Source organism: Saccharomonospora sp. NB11 (genome assembly GCF_015910535.1).
Taxonomy (GTDB): Bacteria; Actinomycetota; Actinomycetes; order Mycobacteriales; family Pseudonocardiaceae; genus Saccharomonospora.
Map to the genome: position 1 here is coordinate 215,004 of NZ_JACBJG010000001.1, position 18,959 is coordinate 233,962.

Consider the following 18,959-nt stretch of genomic DNA (forward strand, 5'->3'; position numbering starts at 1 on the left):
GTCAGCCCAGGTCGCCGTCGCGCGACGGCTCGCCGGAGACGGACTCGGCGGCATCCTCACCGTCCGGGGTCTCGTCGGCGCGGATCTCCTGCCAGCCCACGGGCAGGTCGACGACGTCGGAGATGCGCTGCCAGAAGGTCCAGCTGTTGCCGCCGACGTCCTGGACCGTGAACAACCGGGCGCCGTACGGCTGGTCCTGGGGCGTGGTGAGCTCGACCGACTCCCCCACCGCCTCACGCACCCGCTCGTACTGGGCGTCGACGTCGTCCACGTACACGACGTTGAGCTGCCCGACCGGCCCGTCCACGCCCTTCGACTCCCAGTAGGTCGAGTCGACGGCGGTGACCTGCACCTCCGCCTCACCCGCCAGCAGGGTGGCCTGGAAGACCTCGCCGGCGGCGTCGACGTAGCGGACCCGCTCGCGGAACCCGAACACGCGCGTCAACCACTCCACGGCCTCGGTCGCGTCGGTGTAGTACAGGTACGGCGCGAGGCCGAGGTACCTCGGGACTTCGTCGCTCATGACGTGAAAGTCCACCACATCGGGGTTCGTCCCGTTCACCGCCCCGCCGAATCGTCCCGGCCGTCGGCTCGTCCACCTGGGCGGACGACCTCGCGGCAAAGGGCCACCCACGGTCACGATCGAGTCGCGACCTCTCGGAACTCTCGACGTCCCGCCGTCACGCGGTACCGTCGAGTTGATGGCTGACGAGGTACGCCCACCGCACTCGCCCGGCTTGTCCGGCGGCGAGCGGGTGGCCGCGTTCCGCCGGGCGGAGAAGCTGGTGCGCGACCGGCCGCTCGACGCGCTCGACGCGCTGAAGCCGTTGTTGGACTCCGATCCCGACAAGCCGAGCGTGCAACTGCTCGCGGGGCGCGCGTACTTCCACTCGGCGCAGCTCAACCGGGCCGAGGCGGCGTTGACGAAGGTCGTCGAACTCGACCCCACCGACCACTACGCACGGCTCGTGCTCGGCCGGACGTTGCAGCGACTCGGGCGGTGGCGGGAGGCGTTGGCGCAGCTCCGCATGGCCACGGCGATGCACCCGACCCCCGAGTACCGGGACGCGCTCGACCACGTGTCGGCCCGCGTCGCACTCGGCGGGGACGACTGACCTCAGCCGCGCGGCCAGAACCGACGCCAGCCCTCGGCGTCGAGCCGGGCAGGGTCCACCCCGTGCCGACGAGCCTGCGACTCGGCCGCCCGGACCTTCGCCGCGAAGTCCTTCGCCACCGCGCGCAACGCGCCCTCGGGATCGACACCCGCCCGCCGCGCGGCGGCGGCGATGCGGAAGAGCTTCGAGCCCTCGTCGGCGCCCGCGGGGAACAGGTCGAACGGCAGCTCCCGACGTCCGGTGCGCTGACCGAGCTTGCCCGCCAACGCGGCGGCGGGTTGGCCCAAAGCGATCCCGTCGATCACGGACTCCCGCTGCTTCTCCGCCTGCTTGAGCTGCTCCCAGCGTTGCTGCTGGTGCTCCGGCGTGTGCACCGCGTCGCCGTCGGTGAAGATGTGCGGATGCCGGTTGACGAGCTTGGTGACAAGCTCGTCGGCGACGGCGTCGACGTCGAACGGGTCGCTGTCGTGCTCGGCGGCCACCCTGGCGTGGAAGAGCACCTGGAGCAGGACGTCGCCGAGCTCCTCCCGCATCGCCGCGCGGTCCTGCTGCTCGATGGCGTCGAGCAGTTCGTAGGTCTCCTCCACGAGGTACTGCAACAGCGACTCGTGAGTCTGCGCGGCGTCCCACGGGCAACCGCCGGGCGACCGCAGCCGGTCCATGACCTCCACCGCGCGCACCAGCGGCGGCACCGGGGTCTCGATCACGGCGGCTCCCCGGCGCACGAGTTCGGCCGCGCCGGGGTCGTCGAGGCTCGCGGCGAGCAGCACGACCCGCGGCACCCGCGCGAGCACCTCCGGATGCGGCGCCGCCTTGGCGTCGAGTGCCGCACGGGTGACCTCGGGCAGGTCCGCGGCGGCGTAGACGGCCTCCGCTGACCGAAGGACGGGCCACGCCGCTGCGGGCAGAACCTCCGGCGTCGCGGGCGAGATCAGCACGACCGTCGCCGCCGCGATCGGATACGACGTCATGGCTGCACAGTACGGGATTCCCACACGTGACCCGAGAGCTCGCCCTCACTGGGAGCGGGGGCGAGACCGGTGTCGTCCCAGACGCCGAAGCGAGGGTTGATCTCCACACCGAGTTCGTCGGCGATCGGCTGGAGCTGACGCAGCCCGGCCCAGTACAGCAACTGGGGGTCCACCGGCTGCGCGGCCTGCTCGCCATCCTGCCGGGGCGCGCCGGACTGCTCGCTGCGCTCCTCGATCAACGCGACCAGCCAGCCGACCCGCTGCTGACTCGGCTGGATCACGACGACGGAGCCCTGCGGGGCGCCGAACACCGCGCTGATCGCCAGCTCGGGGTCTTCGGCCAACGTCTCCGACAGCGACACCGTCCGGTCGATCACCTCGTGACCGGACTCGCGCAGGATCGTCTCGACGTCGCCGGGGTTCGCGGCGATCCGCCGACCCAGCTCACGCGCCACCTCGGAGTCGGTGGCCTCGACGGTCGACTCGGTGATCATCGCGCCGACGTAGTGGACGGTCAGTCGGTCCTGCACCGCACGGCCGAGCTCTTCCAACAGGAGCTGGTCGCGGGCGACGTCGCGGACGCGGTCCGGCTCGACGGCGATGTTGCGCGCGGCCGTCTCGACACCACCGGCGGCCTCCACCAGCTCGTCGACCGCGGTCTCGTCGACACGCAGGTTCTCCCGCTGCGCGGCCACGCTCACCAGCTCGTGCACGACACGGCTACGCACGAGCTCCCGGCTGATCAGGCTCAAGCTGCCCTGGTCCTGCGCCTGCTTGGCCTGCGGGGAATTGTCGAGCAACCACTGGATCTCGGACTGCACGTCGTCGAGAGCGATGGTCCGATCGCCGACGACGATGGCCGCGTTCGTGGTGCTCGGGCCCGAGCCACACGCCGTGAGTACGAGCGCGGTGGCGACGGTGGCGACCAGGCCCGCGGAACGTCGGAACGGGCCGGAATGGCTGGAACGGCTGCGGGAACGACGGATGGTCCGAATCACAGCGCGTACTTTCTCACACACCCCGCACACGACCGCAAGAGCGGATCGTCGGTGCCTCCGCGCCGCCGACTCCCGCAGACCGGCCTCCGATGCACCGGCCCGCCCCTGCTGCCCTCAGGCCCCGACGGCGGCAGGCTGCTTCGTCACCGACCGGACGAACGTGGCACACCAGTCCAGCAGTGCCTCGTCCCGCAACACCGGTGCCCCGATCCGGCCGCCCGCCGGTCCTTCCGTCGGCCGCGGCACGGACACCGTCCGCGTCGCGGCCTTGTACACGGCCTTGGGATACAGCCGCCGCAGCCGCACAAGCTGCGAGTCCGCGAGCTCCAGCGGCGCGAACCGGAGGTTCTTGCCCTGCACGGTCACCTCGGTGACGCCCGCCTCGCGGCACACCTGCCGGAACGCGGCCACGGCGAGCAGGCGGTCCACCGGCTCCGGCGTCCTGCCGTAGCGGTCGACGAGTTCCTCGCGCACCGAGTCCAGCTCCGCGGTGTCCGTCGCCGTGGCGATCTTGCGGTACGCCTCCAACCGCAACCGCTCGCCCGGCACGTAGTCGTGCGGGATGTGCGCGTCCACCGGCAAGTCCACCCTGACCTCGGTCGGGGCGGCCTCCTCCTCGGCGACTCCCTCCGCGCCCGCGTGCTTGCGGAAGACGTCCACGGCCTCGCCCACGAGTCGCACGTAGAGGTCGAACCCGACGCCCGCGATGTGTCCCGACTGCTCCGCGCCGAGGATGTTGCCCGCGCCGCGGATCTCCAGGTCCTTCATCGCCACGGCCATGCCGGCGCCGAGCTCGGTGTTCTGCGCGATCGTCGCGAGCCGGTCGTGCGCGGTCTCGGTCAACGGCTTGTCCGACGGATACAGGAAGTACGCGTACCCGCGCTCGCGGCCACGCCCGACCCGGCCCCGGAGCTGGTGGAGCTGCGCCAGCCCGAGCAGGTCGCCGCGTTCCACGATCAAGGTGTTCGCGTTCGAGATGTCCAACCCGGTCTCGACGATGGTGGTGCACACGAGGACGTCGTACTCGCGCTCCCAGAAGCCCTGGATGATCTGTTCGAGCCGATGCTCGTTCATCTGGCCGTGCGCGGTCACCACGCGGGCCTCGGGCACGAGTTCCCGGATGTGGCGCGCGGCCTTCTCGATGGACGACACCTTGTTGTGCACGTAGAAGACCTGACCGTCGCGCAGCAGCTCCCGCCGGATGGCCGCCGCGACCTGCTTGTCGTCGTAGGCGCCGACGTAGGTGAGGATCGGGTGCCGGTCCTCGGGCGGGGTCAGGATGGTGGACATCTCCCGGATGCCCGCCATGCTCATCTCCAGAGTGCGCGGAATCGGGGTCGCCGACATGGTGAGCACGTCGACGTGGGTCCGCAGCGCCTTGATGTGTTCCTTGTGCTCGACGCCGAACCGCTGTTCCTCGTCGACGATCACCAGACCGAGGTCCTTGTACCGGACGCCGGACTGCAACAGGCGGTGGGTTCCGATGACGATGTCGACCTCGCCCTCGGCCAGGCCGGTCAACACCTGCTCGGCCTCCGACGGGTCCGTGAACCGCGACAGCCCCTTGATCGTCACCGGGAAGGAGCGCATGCGCTCGGTGAACGTCGCCAGGTGCTGCTGGGCGAGCAGCGTGGTGGGCACGAGGACGACCACCTGCTTGCCGTCCTGGACGGCTTTGAACGCCGCCCGGACGGCGATCTCGGTCTTGCCGTAGCCGACGTCGCCGCAGATCACGCGGTCCATCGGCACGCCGCGTTCCATGTCGCGCTTGACCTCGTCGATCGCGGCGAGCTGGTCGGCCGTCTCGGTGAACGGGAAGGCGTCCTCCAGCTCCCGCTGCCACGGGGTGTCCGGGCCGAACGCGTGCCCCGGCGCGGCCTGCCGGGCGGCGTAGAGCTGCACGAGTTCCGCGGCGATCTCCTTGACCGCCTTGCGCGCTTTGGCCTTGGTCTTGCTCCAGTCGGAGCCGCCGAGCTTGTTCAGCGACGGGACCTCGCCACCGACGTAACGGGTCACCTCGTCGAGCTGGTCGGTCGGCACGAACAACCGGTCGCCGGGATGCCCGCGCTTCGACGGCGCGTACTCCAGCACGAGGTACTCGCGCGTGGCCCCGCCGACCGTGCGCCGCACCATCTCGACGAACCGGCCGATGCCGTGCTGTTCGTGCACGACGTAGTCGCCCGACTTGAGCGCGAGCGGGTCGACGGCGTTGCGGCGACGCGACGGCATCTTCGTGTTGAGGTCCACCTTGGCGCGACCCGCGGTGGCACCGCGCCCGGTGATGTCGGCCTCGCTCAGCACGACGAGCGCGCTGCCGGGCACGACGAAGCCGTCGGACACTCCACCGCAGGTCACCGTCACCACGCCGGGCTTGGGTTCGGTGGTCATTCCCTCGGCGGCCAGCGTCGTGGGCACGTCGGCGGCGGAGAGCTGTTCGACGGCCCGCTTCGCCGTGCCCGCTCCCGCGACGACGACCACGGCGGCCCCGCCCGAGGCGGTGTGGGCCCGCAGGTCGGTGGCCACCCGGTCGAGCTCGCCCCGGTACGCGGGTGCGGCCTCGATCGCCACGTGGTGGACGTCGTCCTCGCTGGTGAGCTGCGAGAGCGTCCACCAGCAGCGGCCGGTGTCCGTCGCGTGGGTGCGTACCTCGTCGAGGTCACGGTAGGCCGACGCGCCGAGGTCGATCGGGGCGCCGCCACCGTCGGCCGCGGTCATCCACGACGCCTCCAGGAACTCCTGACCGGTCCGCACGAGGTCGGCGGCCCTGGCGCGGATCTTCTCCGGGTCGGTCAGCACCACGTGGGCGCCCTTCGGCACGGCGTCGGTGAGCAGCTCCAGCTCCCCCTCGCACAGCACCGGGATGAGCGCCTCCATCCCCTCGCACGGGATGCCGTCGGCCAGCTTGTCGAGCATCTCCCGGAGCTGGGTGTCCGACTCGTGCGCGCGGGCCAACGCCGCCGCCCGCTCCTTGACCTCCGGAGTCAGCAGCACCTCCCGACACGGCGGCGCCACGAACTCGGAGATCTCGCCCGGCAGCGACCGCTGATCGCTCACCGCGAAGGCCCGGATCTCGCTGACCTCGTCACCCCAGAACTCGATGCGGTGAGGGTGCTCCGCCGTCGGGCCGAACACGTCGAGGATGCCGCCTCGGACGGCGAACTCACCGCGCTTCTCGACCATGTCGACGCGGGTGTAGGCGAGTTCGACGAGCCGTTCGAGCACGCTCTCGAAGTCGCTCTCCTCCCCCACGCGCAGCTCGACGGGGTGCAGGTCGCCGAGGCCCGGCGCCATCGGCTGGATCAGGCTGCGCACCGTGGCCACGACCACGCGCAGTCCCCCGTGGTCGGCCGACGCGAGTCGGCGCAGCACCTCCAGCCGCCTGCCGACGGTGTCGGCGCGCGGCGACAGCCGTTCGTGAGGCAGCGTCTCCCACGACGGGAAGTCGGCGACCGCGTCACGACCGAGCAGGCTGACGAGCGCGGACGTCAGTTCGTCGGCCTGCCGTCCCGTGGGAGTGACGGCCAGGACGGGACGGCCCGCGCCCTCCTCCGCGGCGAGCGCGGCCACCACGACCTGGTGCACGGCGGCGGGACCGTCGAGGTCCAGCAACGGCGCACCCGCGCGGTCCACGACACCACGGACGGCGGGGTCGGACAGCAGTGCGGACAGCAGTCCGGTGAGTGATCCGGACGACGAGCCGGTGGGCGATTCGGTCACGGACGCGTTCTTCCCCTCAACACGAGACACACCCCTGCCCGAGGAAACGGGGGACTCGGGGCTTCGTCCTCCCAGGGTACGGGTTCATTCGAGCGGCGACCCCACCTGCACCGGGGCACACTGACCCCATGCGCGCCCGACCCACCCGCCTTCCGTGGTTCGTTCTGCTCTCCCTTCTCGGCACCGTTCTCGCAGCGTGCGACGGTGATCCGAACGCGACGGCACCCGGGGAGCCCGCCACGTCACTGCGCGCGCCGGGCGGGATCACGCTGCACGCGGAGGCGGTCGCGGAGGGCCTGCAACACCCGTGGGACGTCGGTTTCCTTCCCGACGGCGCGCTGCTCGTCACCGAACGTCCCGGGCGGCTCGTCCTGGTCGACGACGAAGGCACGCACGACATCGAGGCCGACCTGTCGGACGTGCACGCTCGGGGCGAGGGCGGCCTCATGGGGCTGGTGGTGCACCCCGACTTCGCCTCGTCCCGACTCTTCACCACCTGCCAGACCCACGGCCGCGGTGCCGACGCCGACGTCCGCCTGGTCACCTGGCGGCTCTCGGAGGACGCCCGCAGCGCGACCCACGTGCGCGACCTCGTCACCGGGCTGCCCGTGAACGACAGCGGCAGACACTCCGGCTGCCGCCCCACGGTGGCGGCCGACGGCACCCTGCTGGTGGGCACCGGCGACGCGGCGGACGACCCGACGGTCCCGCAGGATCTGAGCAGTCTCGGCGGCAAGGTGCTGCGGGTCGACCTGGAGACGGGCCGGCCGCCGCGCGACAACCCGTTCGTCTCGTCCGACGACGCCGACGAACGCCTCGTCTACACGTACGGGCACCGCAACGTGCAGGGCGTTGCCGTGCGGCCCGGGACGAGTCAGGTCTTCACGACCGAACACGGCCCCACCGGGTTCGACGAGGTGAACCGCCTGTGGCCCGGCCGCAACTACGGCTGGGACCCCTCGCGCGGCGGCGACAACACGGAGACCTACGACGAGGACGTGCCCATGACCGACCTCCAGCGGTTCCCGGACGCCGTGCCTCCGCTGTGGACGTCGGGTGAGACGGACACCGAGGCACCGTCGGGAGCGGCGTTCCTGTCCGGGCCGCAGTGGGGGCCGTTGGACGGAGCACTCGCGGTGGGCGCGCTGCGCGGGCAGAAGTTGTTGCTCTTCGAGCTCGACGCCGCCGGGGAGAAGGTCGTCGAGGTCGTGTTGCCCCAGGAGTTCGACCAGCGGTTCGGCCGTCTGCGCGGCGTGCGGTCGGCACCGGACGGCGCGCTGTACGTCACGACGTCCGACGGTCAGGACGACTCGGTGCTACGGGTGACTCCGCAGCGCGGCTAGCCGTGCGGGGAGTGCGAACACGCGTGCCTGAGGTGCGAACTCACGTGCCTGGAGTGCGGACACGCGTGCGCAACTCGCGGACACGCCGGGGAGGGTTCACGAACGCTTGAGCCGAAGCCTCGGCTTGTGTTCCAGGTTGGACAAGCCGTTCCAGGCGAGGTTCACGAGATGGGCGGCCACTTCGTCGCGCTTCGGTTTGCGAGCGTCGAGCCACCACTGTCCCGTCAGCGCGACCATGCCCACGAGGGCCTGCGCGTACAGCGGGGCGAGCTTGTCGTCGTAACCTCGCTCGTCGAACTCGTGGGCGAGAACGTACTCGACCTGGCTCGCGATGTCGTTGAGGAGGGTCGAGAACGTCCCGGTGGAACTGGCCACCGGGGAGTCACGGACGAGGATGCGGAAACCGTCGTGGCAGTCCTCGACGTAGTCGAGCAACGCCACCGCGGCCTGTTCGAGCAGCTCCCTGGGGTGACCGCCGTGCAGGGTCGACACCATGCGGTCGAGCAGCACCCGGGTCTCGCGGTCGACCACGACCGCGTAGATGCCTTCCTTGCCGCCGAAGTGCTCGTACACCACCGGCTTCGACACGTTGGCCCGGTGGGCGATCTCCTCCACCGACGTGCCGTCGAACCCCTTCTCGGCGAAGAGCGAGCGCGCCACGTCGAGGAGCTGCTGCCGGCGCTCGGCTCCGGTCATGCGCACCCGTGTCACCGGGCGTTCCGAACCGGACCCGGTGACCACGTCTCGTTTCGCTCGTCGTCTCGCGGCCACCGAGGCAGCGTAGCCCGGGCGCCGCGAGACGACTCAGGAGGACGGGACGGACCGACCCGCCGACAGGGTGCTACTTGTTGGCGGCCGAGAGCTTCTGCAACCGCGCGGGGGTCGGCCAGCGCACGTTGTACGCCCAGCCGAGCTTCTCGAAGATCCAGATCAGCCGCGCGGAGATGTCGATCTGACCGCGCTTGACGCCGTGCCGCGCCGAGGTCGGGTCGGCGTGGTGCAGGTTGTGCCACGACTCGCCGAACGAGAAGATCGCGAGCGGCCAGAAGTTGGCCGACCGGTCGCGAGCGGCGAAGGGCCGCTCACCGATCATGTGGCAGATCGAGTTCACCGACCAGGTCACGTGGTGCAACACGCAGACCCGCACGAAACCGGCCCAGAACAACGCCGTCACCGCGCCCCACCACGACCACGTGATGAGACCGCCGAGCAGCGCGGGCAGCGCGAAGGTCAGCAGGGTCCACAGCCAGAACAGGTTGTCGACCCGCACGATCGCCTTGTCCTTGAGCAGGTCGGGCGCGAACCGTTCGGCGTTGCTGCGGTCGCGTTCGAACAGCCAGCCCATGTGGGCGTGCCAGAAGCCCTTGGCGATGGCGAGCGGGGAGGTGCCGAACAGCCACGGCGAGTGCGGGTCGCCCTCCTTGTCGGAGAACGCGTGGTGACGCCGGTGGTCGGCGACCCACGTGATGACCGGGCCCTGGAGGGCCATGCTCCCCGCGATCGCCATGATCACTCGCAGCCACGGCTTGGCCTTGAACGAGCCGTGGGTGAAGTGCCGGTGGAACGACACGGTGATGCCGAGTCCCGTGAAGGCGTAGAAGAAGACGAACAGGCCGACGTCGACCCACGTCAGGCCCCAGCCCCAGGCGAAGGGCACGGCTGCGGCAAGAGCGACCAGCGGCGCGATGACACCGAAGTACACCGCGAACTGCACGCCCGGTCCACGCTTGCCGTCGAGTATCGGTTTGGGTCCTCGCGCGGGCTTCGCCGCGGATTCGTCAAGGGTGGCCGTCATGCGCTTCACTTCTTTCCACGAGGGTCGGCAAGGTCGCCCTTACCTACGTTTCCGTAAGTTACGCTACAGGAGGTTTCCATGGCGGGGGAATGCCCAAACCGCCCGACAACCGCCCCTCGATGAGTGTCCGTTTTCGCGGTGGCTATCCTGACCAGGCGCAATCCGCCGTAGTGTAATTGGCAGCACTTCAGATTTTGGTTCTGACGGTCCAGGTTCGAGTCCTGGCGGCGGAGCAGAAGGTGGCTCCTGACGTGCCAGGAGATGCCTGAAGGGGGTTGGGGCGCTGCACGTGGACGACGCGGCCGGTGAGCGTCACCCGGCCTTGGGGGACATGTCCGATGCGTGGGTACTGGGCCGGGCCCGTGAGCTGATTGCCGCTGTGCAACGCACGGACCCCGCCGAACAACGTCGCGTCACTGCCCTCCTCGACGAACTCCTCGAAGAGACCCGGCGTCGCGGCGAACCCATGCTCGTCGCCCAGTTGCTCCGCGCCTCGGGCCTCGCCCGGCTCGTCACGCGCGGCGCCGCCACCGAGGCGGAACCACTGCTCGACGAGATGCTCACGCACACCAGGCGACACGGTCTGGCCCTGCTGCGAGCGGACGCGCACGCCCTGCGCGGCCGATTGCTGATGCTCAACGAGCAGGACGACGCCGCGCTCACCGAGATCGCCCGCGCGTTGGCGCTGCTCGACGACGTTCCGGCGCCGGAAGTCCACTTCGGTCGGCGAGCGTGGGACCGGATGCTGTCGTCGGCGCTCAACGACTGCTGGATCGTGCTGAACCAGCTCGGCGTCTACGAGGCAGCGGAGGAGGTCATCTCCCGAGCCCACCAGGCGATCCGGGACAGCGCGGGGCCGCACGAGATCACCCTCCAGTTGATGAACCGCGTGAAGATGCTGCTCGGCTGGGGCCTGCGGCTGGAACGCGTGGGGCGGACGGAGGAAGCCGGCGAGAAGTTCCGGACGGCGGCGTCGATCGCCATCGCCGTCGAGGCGCCCTTCACCGAGTCGCTGTTCCCCCGACGACCGGACGTCCCCGCCGTCGACCAGGTCGGCATGCTCGCGGCGTCGCTCGCGTTGGCAGCCCCCGCGGCAGCACACATCGACCGGCTGCGACGACTCGCGCGCGAGCAGGGCTATCCGCACGAGAAGTCGCTGGTGACGATCGCCCTCGCCCGCTGTCTCGCGGCGGACGGCCGTACCGACGAGGCGATCGGGACGCTGCTGGAGGCTCGCCGGACGGCTGCCGAGGACGCCTCCCAGCCTTCGATGCGGCTGAACCTGCTGCGCGAGCTGACAGTGCTCAGCGGCGGTCTCGGTGACACCGACGCCGGCGGCAAGACCGATGCCGAGTCGGGCGAGACGTCGGCACCGTCGCTGCTCGCCGAGTACGCCGCGGAACTCGAAGCCGAGCTGTGGTCACTGCGCGAGTCGCAGATCGCCACGTTGAACACGCGCCGGGAACACGAACGCCTGTCGGCGGAGCACGGCGCGATCACCCAGCAGGCCATGCAGGACCCGCTGACCGGCCTGCCCAACCGCAGGGCACTCGACGAGCGCCTGCGCACGCTCGCCACGTCCACGGAGTCCGATCCGCTGTCCGTGGCGTTGGTCGACCTCGACGGGTTCAAGGACGTCAACGACCAGCACTCGCACGCCGAGGGCGACGCGGTGTTGCGGGTGGTCGCCAGCACGCTGCGCGACGCGCTCCGCGGAGACGACATCGTGGCGCGATACGGCGGCGACGAGTTCATCGTCCTGCTGCCGGGCGCAGCGAAGCCCGCCGCCACCCAGGCGCTGACGCGCGCGGTGAAGGCGGTCGCGTCCCTGCCCCGGCATCTCTCCCACGGAGTGACGCTGTCGGTTGGGCTCGTGTGCCTGCGGGCGCAGGAGAGCGCGGAGGAGGTCCTCTCGCGCGCCGACGCCGCGATGTACCAGGCGAAGCGTCGTGGCGGCAATCAGATCGCGTCCGGGCTCGCCGGTGACGACGGCGTGCGACAGCCCAGACCGGAGCCCGTCGGGGAACGTGGCGCCACCCACTCCCAGGGGACCGACCCCACGGCGGAGGCCGGGGCACACCCGTAGGATCGTGGGCCGTCGGACATCCCTTCGCACTCCGAGGAGCACCGTGACCGGCCCGCTGAGCACCGTCATTCTCGCCGCGGGTGAGGGCACCCGCATGAGATCCAGTCTCCCGAAGGTCCTGCACCCGATCGCGGGGCGTCCGCTGATCGAACACGCGGTCCGGGCCGCCGCGGGCCTCGAACCCGACGAGCTCGTCGTGGTCGTGGGGCACGGCCGCGAGGCCGTCGGCGAACACCTCCGACACCTGGACACCGTGCTGGGACGGTCCGTCACCACCGCGGTGCAGGAGAGTCAGAAGGGCACCGGGCACGCCGTGTCGTGCGCGCTCGACGCGGTGTCGGCCGCCGCGGCGGGCACGGTGCTGGTGACCTACGGCGACGTTCCGCTGCTGGACACCGAGACGTTGTCGGGGCTGCTGGCCGAGCACCACGAACGCGGCAACGCCGTCACGGTGCTGACCGCCGTGGTCGACGACCCCACCGGTTACGGGCGCATCGTGCGGGACGACGCGGGCGAGGTCACCGGCATCGTCGAGCACAAGGACGCCGACGCCGACCAGCGCGCCATCACCGAGATCAACTCCGGGGTCTACGCGTTCGACGGGGCCGTGCTCGCCGACGCCCTGACCCGCCTGTCGACCGACAACGCCCAGGGCGAGCTGTACCTCACCGACGTGCTCGGCATCGCGCGCGCCGACGGGCGCCGCGTGGGCGCGGTGGTCGTGTCCGACCCGTGGCTCACCGAGGGCGTCAACGACCGGGTGCAGCTCTCGGCGCTGGCGGCGGAGTTGAACCGGCGGCTGGTCGAGCGCTGGCAGCGCACCGGCGTCACGGTGATCGACCCGGCCACCACGTGGCTCGACGCGGACGTCCAGCTCGCGCGCGACGTCGTGCTGCGACCCAACGTGCAGCTCCACGGCCGCACCACGGTCGGCGAGGGCGCGGAGATCGGCCCCGACACCACGCTCACCGACGTCAACGTGGGTGCCGGTGCCACGGTCGTGCGCACGCACGGCAACGAGGCGGTCGTCGGGGCCGGCGCCCAGGTGGGGCCGTTCGCCTACCTCCGCCCCGGGACCAAGCTCGGCGACGAGGGCAAGATCGGGACGTTCGTCGAGACGAAGAAGGCCGACATCGGCCGCGGCACCAAGGTGCCGCATCTCACCTACGTCGGTGACGCGACCATCGGCGAGTACAGCAACATCGGCGCGTCCAGTGTGTTCGTCAACTACGACGGCGTGCAGAAGCACCACACCGTGGTCGGCTCGTACGTGCGCACGGGCTCGGACACCATGTTCATCGCGCCGGTCACCGTGGGGGACGGCGCCTACAGTGGAGCTGGAACGGTGATCCGCCGCAACGTTCCACCCGGGGCACTTGCCGTGTCCGGGGCACCGCAACGCAACATCGAAGGCTGGGTGGTCAGGCGCAGGCCGGGCACACCCGCGGCGGAGGCAGCGGAGAAGGCGCTCGCCGCACAGCAGGAAACCGAAACCGACGGGGAGTCGCCAGAATGAGCCCGAAATCCGGCACGCCGAAGAAGAACCTCATGCTCTTCGCCGGCCGTTCGCACGTCGAACTCGCCGAAGAGGTGGCCAAGCACCTCAACGTGACGATCACCCCGCAGACTCTGCACAGTTTCGCCAACGGTGAGATCTACGTCCGCTTCGAGGAGTCCGTCCGGGGCACCGACGCCTTCGTCCTCCAGAGCTTCTCTCCTCCGATCAACGAGTGGATCATGGAGCAGCTCATCATGGTGGACGCGCTCAAGCGCGGCAGCGCCAAGCGGATCACCGCGATCGTGCCGTTCTACCCGTACTCGCGGCAGGACAAGAAGCACAAGGGCCGGGAGCCGATCTCGGCGCGGCTCGTGGCCGACCTGTTCAAGACGGCGGGTGCCGACCGCATCCTGACCGTGGACCTGCACACGGCGCAGATCCAGGGCTTCTTCGACGGCCCGGTGGACCACCTGCACGGACAGAACGTCCTCGCCCAGTACATCAGCGAGCACTACGGCGACCAGGACATCGCCGTCGTGTCGCCGGACTCGGGTCGGGTGCGGCTGGCCGAGAAGTGGGCGCAGCAGCTCGGCGACCGGCCGATCGCCTTCATCCACAAGACCCGTGACCCCGACAAGCCCAACCAGGCCGTGGCCAACCGGGTCGTCGGTGACGTCAAGGGCAAGTTGTGCGTCCTGATCGACGACATGATCGACACCGGTGGCACGATCACGAAGGCCGCCGACGCGCTGGTGGCGGAGGGTGCCGCCGACGTGGTGATCGCCTCGACGCACGGCATCCTGTCCGACCCGGCCACCGAGCGGCTCGCCAAGGCGCCGGTGAAGGAGGTCGTCGTCACCAACACGCTGCCGATCCCCGAGGAGAAGCGCTTCCCCACGCTCACGGTCCTCTCGATCGCGCCGCTGCTCGCGCGCGCGATCCAGGAGGTCTTCGAGGACGGCTCGGTGACGAGCCTCTTCGACGGCAGCGCCTGAGCCGCCGACACCGACTTTCCGAAGGCCATCGTCCCCGCCGGGGCGGTGGCCTTCGGTCTGTCCGTTTCACAAACAGTGACCGACGGGTGCTGTCAAGAGGAAAATCCGGTTGGCCTAGACTGAAGCGGTTGTCTCGGCGAGGTGGGTGCCGCGAATGATCGCCGGCGCCCGACGTGATCGACGCGGCGGCTTGAGAGCCCTCGTGCGCGCACGTCGTGGACTCGCCGCCGGACAGCCACAAGCAACGTCTCGATTCCACCGCAAGAGGAGTGCATCCCCGTGTCCGAGGTACGTCTGACCGTCGAGCCACGCACCGAGTTCGGCAAGGGCGCCGCGCGCCGCACGCGTCGCGCCGGCAAGATCCCCGCGGTGCTCTACGGCCACGGCGTGGACCCGCAGCACCTGTCGCTGCCCGCTCTGGAGTTCGCGCGCGTCATCCGCGAGAACGGGCAGAACGCGGTCATCACCCTGGACGTCGCGGGCTCCGACGGCACCCAGCTCGCGCTCACCAAGGCCGTGACCGTTCACCCGCTCAAGAACTACATCGAGCACGTCGACCTGCTGGCCGTCAAGCGCGGTGAGAAGGTCGTCGTCGACGTCCCCGTCGTCGTGACCGGCCAGGCCGGCCCGGGCACCCTGACCACGCAGGAGCTGGACACCATCCAGGTCGAGGCCGAGACCACGAAGCTGCCCGAGCAGCTGGAGGTGTCGGTCGACGGTGCTGCCGCGGGTGCGCAGATCACCGCCGCCGACGTGTCGCTGCCGGAGGGCGTGACCCTGGTGACCGCTCCCGAGACGCTGCTTGTGGCCGTGTCCGAGTCGCCGAGCGAGGCCGCCATGGAGGCGTCGGTGGACGCCGAGGGCGCCGGTGTGGTCGAGGACAAGCCCGAAGCCACCGAGTGAGTTCTCCCGCGAGGACATGACCGTGACTCACGATCTGCCGGGGACCGGCGAGCAGGTGTTGCTCGCCGGTCTCGGCAATCCCGGACCACGTTACGAGGGCAACCGACACAACATCGGTTTCCTCGTCCTCGACGAGCTCGCCGACCGGATCGGCGGCCGCTTCAAGGCCCACAAGGGCGGCGCCGAGGTGTGCGAGGGCCGCCTCGCGGGTCGTCGGGTCGTCCTCGCCAAGCCCCGTTCGTTCATGAATCTCTCCGGCGGGCCGGTCGTCAACACCGCTCGCTTCTACAAGATCGGTCCCGAGGGTGTCGTCGTGATCCACGACGAACTGGACCTCCCCTACGGCACCGTCCGACTCAAGTACGGTGGCGGCGCAGGTGGCCACAATGGACTGCGCTCGATCACCAAGTCCCTGGGGACCCAGGACTACTACCGGGTTCGGTTCGGCATCGACCGTCCGCCCGGGCGCATGGACCCTGCCGACTACGTCCTCAAGGACTTCTCCACCACGGAACGTCGCGACCTCGCACTGAACATCGCCCTGTGCGCCGACGCGGTGGAGACGTTGCTCGGCAAGGGCCTCACAGCAGCTCAGAACGAGTTCCACAGCCGCTGAGCGCCGTCCACACCGGACCTTCCAAGAACGACACTTCTCGTCCCCCGACCGGGTGCTCCGCACCACCCTGCCGGGTCATCCTCTTCTCGGTCACGTTTCCGGGCCTACTCATCGTGGCTAGGCCGTTGCGCACAGCGACGACGTCCGAGAGAGGTCCCATGTCGTTCACCGCAGAAGACATCAGCGACATCGAGTTCGACAACGCACCGTTCGGCCGCCGCGGCTATTCCAAGTCCGAGGTCGACGCCTTCGTCACGCGGATCGCCGACACGTTGGCCGGTCGTGACGACCTCACCGCTCCCGAGATCCACCACGTCCGATTCGGACGGCCGTTGCTCGGTCGACGCGGTTACGACGAACAGCAGGTCGACGAGTTCCTCGACGCCATGGAGGAGCTGTTCGCGTCGCGCTCGGGACTCGGCAGGGCCACGGCCGTGGAGGTGCACGAGGCCTGATGGAGATCACCGCCGACGACGTCGACCGTGCCTGGTTCCCGCCCGCGCCGTGGGGCACCCGCGGCTACAACCGGATGCAGGTCGACGCCTTTCTCGACCGAGTCGCGGCCACATTGGAAGGGCGCGACTCGGTGACCGCCGCCGACGTGCACAAGGTGGCGTTCACCCTGTGCCCGCCCGCGCGCCGGACGTCCGGCTACGACCCCGCCGCGGTGGACACGTTCCTACGGCTGGTGGAGTCGACGCTCGGAGCCAGGGAGTCGACGAGGACCGCCAAGCCGTACCTGGCTCCGGCGCTCGACCACAGCAACGCCCGCGCGCCACTGTGGCGCAAGCTGGTCTGACGCCTCAGGCCCGCGCGTCGATCAGGTCGCGGTACTGCGTCGCCGTGGCGGCGCGCTTGACCTTCCCCGACGGAGTCTTGGGCAGGCTGCCCTTCGGCAGGACCACGACCGCGTAGGGGCGAGCGTCCACCGCGTCCCGCACGCGCGCCGCCACCTGCTTGGCCAGCGCGTGCTCGGCGTCGGCGTCACCGGCCACGGCGGATTCGAGGACGACCGCGAACCGCTCCCGTCGTGTGCCCGCGTCGATGCGCACCGCCACGGCGTTGCCCGCACGGACACCGTCGACGGAGCCCGCGGCACGTTCGATGTCGGTGGGGTACACGTTGCGTCCGCCGAGGATGATGACGTCCTTCTTGCGGCCGCAGATCACGATCTGCCCGTCGGTGAGGTAGCCGATGTCCCCGGTGGGGAACCAGCCGTCGGCGTCGCGTGTGTCGAGCGGTCCGTCCACCGTCAGGTATCCGGGCGACACGGCCTCGCCACGGAGCTGGATCTCCCCCACCTCGCGCTCGCCGCGCACCGTGCCGTCCTCGCCGACGATCCGCGCCTCCAGGCCGTCCAACGGGCGACCGAGAACGGCGAACTGCCGCACCTCGTCGGTGCCGCGTCGGGGGTCGCCCTCCGGCACCGCCACCGCGCGATCGTGGTTCTCCAACGCCTCGGCCTCGACGACGTCGGAGGTCAGGCCGGTGAAAAGCGGCGCGAACGACACGGCGAGCGTGGCCTCGGCCAGGCCGTACGCCGGGAACACGCACTCGGACGGCATGCCGAAGCGCTTGCCCGCGTCCGTGAACGTGCGGACGGCGGTGGGGTCGATCGGTTCGGCGCCGTTCAGGGCGATCCGCAGGGTCGACAGGTCGTAGGCGTCGTCGTCCTCCACCTTCGCGAGTCTGCGGCCGACGATCGCGTAGGCGAAGTTCGGTGCGGCCGTGGTGGTGCCGCGGTACTTGCTGATCAACTGCGGCCAGACGAGCGGACCGGTGAGGAAGTCCACCGGCGTGATCTTGACGAGTTCGACGCCGAAGGTCATCGGCACGGTCAGGAAGCCGACCATGCCCATGTCGTGGAACAGCGGAAGCCACGACACCATCACGTCGGTGGCGAAGTCGAACTCGGCTCGTTCAACCATGGCGGTGACGTTCGAGTACAGGTTGCCGTGCGTGATCTTCACGGCCTTCGGGGCGGCGGTCGACCCGCTGGTGAGCTGCATCAGCGCCAGCGCGCCCTCCCCCGTCGGCACGGGTTCGGCCAGCGGTTCGGCGTCGAGCAGTCCGCTGATCGAGCGGTAGGCGATGCCGTGCTCGTCCAGCACTGGGGCGAGCCCGTCGAACGGTTCTCCCAGGGCGACGAGCGACGACCCGATCATGCGCAGCACCCGGACGGTGTCCTCGGCCCACGTCGTGAGGTCGGTGCGCGCGGTGGGCTGGTGGAGCATCGTCACGCTGCCACCCGCCAGCCACACACCCTGGACGGTGGGGGCGATGAGTTCGGGAGCTCCGGCGAGCACCGCGACCGCTCCACCGGGTTCGAGACCCGCCTCGACGAGCCCTCCGGCCACCCGACGAGCCCGCTCGTGCACCTCGAACCACGTTCTCCGCACGGGTTCCCGGGGCTCTCCGGTGACCATTCCGCGCTCTCGGCCACCCGCGTGCGCGGTGGCGACCATGGTGTCCACGAACCGACTCATGAGTAGCACTTTATCGGTGACCGATCCGGCCCTCCGCCTTCGGCGTCACCCACCGTCGTACTCGGCGATGACCTCGTCGAGGATGCGCACGGTCTCCTGCTGTTGCCGGATCTCGCGGGTCAGCCGATCCCGGTGTCGCCGGAGTTCGCCGATGAGGAAGTCCGTGCGCTGCGACTCGTCGAGCATGCACGGCAGAAGCGGTTCGATCGTCGCGCTGGTCAGCCCCGCGGCGAACAGATACTGGATCAACACGATCCGTTCGACGCACTCGGGCACGAAACGACGGTGCCCCGACGGCAAGCGGTGGGAGACCACCAGTCCTCGTTCCTCGTAGTACCGGATCGACCGGGTACTGACGCCCGTGGCCTGCGCCAGCTGTCCGATGGTGAGCAACTCGTCGGACTTGAACTTGACATCGGTGTCAACTCTCATCATC

The 18,959-nt window shown here is 70.1% G+C and carries 17 protein-coding genes and 1 tRNA gene; 10 read left to right on the forward strand and 8 right to left on the reverse strand.

Translation table 11 applies throughout. The features are described from left to right. Position 1: 1 nt before the first annotated feature. Positions 2-523, reverse strand: coding sequence for a VOC family protein (locus JAV51_RS01000; RefSeq protein ID WP_197318669.1), 522 nt, complete (start codon positions 521-523; stop codon positions 2-4). A gap of 178 nt (positions 524-701) precedes the next feature. Here JAV51_RS01000 and JAV51_RS01005 point away from each other — a divergent pair, with 178 nt between their 5' ends. Continuing rightward, positions 702-1,115, forward strand: a complete 414-nt coding sequence (locus JAV51_RS01005) for a M48 family metallopeptidase (RefSeq protein ID WP_197318670.1) — start codon at positions 702-704, stop codon at positions 1,113-1,115. Between the two features lie 2 nt (positions 1,116-1,117). Here the strand turns inward: JAV51_RS01005 and JAV51_RS01010 are convergent, their stop codons facing one another. The 3 genes from JAV51_RS01010 to mfd form a co-directional block, all read right to left on the reverse strand. Beyond that, positions 1,118-2,086, reverse strand: coding sequence for a MazG family protein (locus tag JAV51_RS01010; protein ID WP_197318671.1), 969 nt, complete (start codon positions 2,084-2,086; stop codon positions 1,118-1,120). After that, a complete protein-coding gene (locus tag JAV51_RS01015; RefSeq protein ID WP_197318672.1) occupies positions 2,083-3,084 on the reverse strand; it encodes a hypothetical protein in 1,002 nt (333 codons plus the stop codon). The genes JAV51_RS01010 and JAV51_RS01015 overlap by 4 nt, the downstream gene beginning before the upstream one ends. A gap of 114 nt (positions 3,085-3,198) precedes the next feature. Then, positions 3,199-6,801: a transcription-repair coupling factor gene (gene mfd / locus JAV51_RS01020; RefSeq protein WP_197318673.1), complete on the reverse strand. Its 3,603-nt coding sequence runs from the start codon at positions 6,799-6,801 to the stop codon at positions 3,199-3,201. Between the two features lie 128 nt (positions 6,802-6,929). On the opposite strand from mfd, the gene JAV51_RS01025 reads away from it, so the two are divergent. Then, complete coding sequence (locus JAV51_RS01025) at positions 6,930-8,144, forward strand: sorbosone dehydrogenase family protein (protein WP_197318674.1); 1,215 nt, start codon at positions 6,930-6,932, stop codon at positions 8,142-8,144. 96 nt (positions 8,145-8,240) lie between these two features. Here JAV51_RS01025 and JAV51_RS01030 read toward each other — a convergent pair whose 3' ends face one another. Then, positions 8,241-8,840, reverse strand: a complete 600-nt coding sequence (locus JAV51_RS01030; protein WP_197318675.1) for a TetR/AcrR family transcriptional regulator — start codon at positions 8,838-8,840, stop codon at positions 8,241-8,243. Positions 8,841-8,985: 145 nt separating this feature from the next. After that, positions 8,986-9,939, reverse strand: coding sequence for an acyl-CoA desaturase (locus tag JAV51_RS01035; protein ID WP_197318676.1), 954 nt, complete (start codon positions 9,937-9,939; stop codon positions 8,986-8,988). 161 nt (positions 9,940-10,100) lie between these two features. Here JAV51_RS01035 and JAV51_RS01040 point away from each other — a divergent pair. From JAV51_RS01040 to JAV51_RS01075, 8 genes are all read left to right on the forward strand, one after another. Then, a tRNA-Gln gene (locus tag JAV51_RS01040) sits at positions 10,101-10,172 on the forward strand. 98 nt (positions 10,173-10,270) lie between these two features. After that, positions 10,271-12,025 carry a diguanylate cyclase gene (locus tag JAV51_RS01045; RefSeq protein ID WP_197318677.1) on the forward strand — a complete coding sequence of 585 codons (1,755 nt, stop codon included), beginning with the start codon at positions 10,271-10,273 and terminating at the stop codon, positions 12,023-12,025. A gap of 43 nt (positions 12,026-12,068) precedes the next feature. Then, positions 12,069-13,541: a bifunctional UDP-N-acetylglucosamine diphosphorylase/glucosamine-1-phosphate N-acetyltransferase GlmU gene (gene glmU, locus JAV51_RS01050; RefSeq protein ID WP_197318678.1), complete on the forward strand. Its 1,473-nt coding sequence runs from the start codon at positions 12,069-12,071 to the stop codon at positions 13,539-13,541. After that, a complete protein-coding gene (locus JAV51_RS01055) occupies positions 13,538-14,518 on the forward strand; it encodes a ribose-phosphate diphosphokinase (RefSeq protein ID WP_197318679.1) in 981 nt (326 codons plus the stop codon). The genes glmU and JAV51_RS01055 overlap by 4 nt, the downstream gene beginning before the upstream one ends. Positions 14,519-14,797: 279 nt before the next feature. Beyond that, positions 14,798-15,421 carry a 50S ribosomal protein L25/general stress protein Ctc gene (locus tag JAV51_RS01060; RefSeq protein WP_197318680.1) on the forward strand — a complete coding sequence of 208 codons (624 nt, stop codon included), beginning with the start codon at positions 14,798-14,800 and terminating at the stop codon, positions 15,419-15,421. A gap of 16 nt (positions 15,422-15,437) precedes the next feature. Next, positions 15,438-16,037, forward strand: a complete 600-nt coding sequence (gene pth / locus JAV51_RS01065; RefSeq protein ID WP_197318681.1) for an aminoacyl-tRNA hydrolase — start codon at positions 15,438-15,440, stop codon at positions 16,035-16,037. 158 nt (positions 16,038-16,195) lie between these two features. Next, on the forward strand, positions 16,196-16,492 hold the full coding sequence (locus JAV51_RS01070; RefSeq protein ID WP_197318682.1) for a DivIVA domain-containing protein: 297 nt from the start codon (positions 16,196-16,198) through the stop codon (positions 16,490-16,492). Then, positions 16,492-16,836, forward strand: a complete 345-nt coding sequence (locus tag JAV51_RS01075; protein WP_197318683.1) for a DivIVA domain-containing protein — start codon at positions 16,492-16,494, stop codon at positions 16,834-16,836. Before JAV51_RS01070 ends, JAV51_RS01075 begins: the two co-directional genes overlap by 1 nt. A gap of 4 nt (positions 16,837-16,840) precedes the next feature. Here the strand turns inward: JAV51_RS01075 and JAV51_RS01080 are convergent, their stop codons facing one another. Both JAV51_RS01080 and JAV51_RS01085 read right to left on the reverse strand, forming a co-directional pair. Beyond that, positions 16,841-18,523 (reverse strand): fatty acyl-AMP ligase, encoded by a 1,683-nt coding sequence (locus tag JAV51_RS01080; RefSeq protein WP_197318684.1) that lies wholly within the window; start codon positions 18,521-18,523, stop codon positions 16,841-16,843. Positions 18,524-18,568: 45 nt separating this feature from the next. Further along, positions 18,569-18,958 carry a MerR family transcriptional regulator gene (locus tag JAV51_RS01085; RefSeq protein WP_231641039.1) on the reverse strand — a complete coding sequence of 130 codons (390 nt, stop codon included), beginning with the start codon at positions 18,956-18,958 and terminating at the stop codon, positions 18,569-18,571. Position 18,959 lies beyond the last annotated feature (1 nt).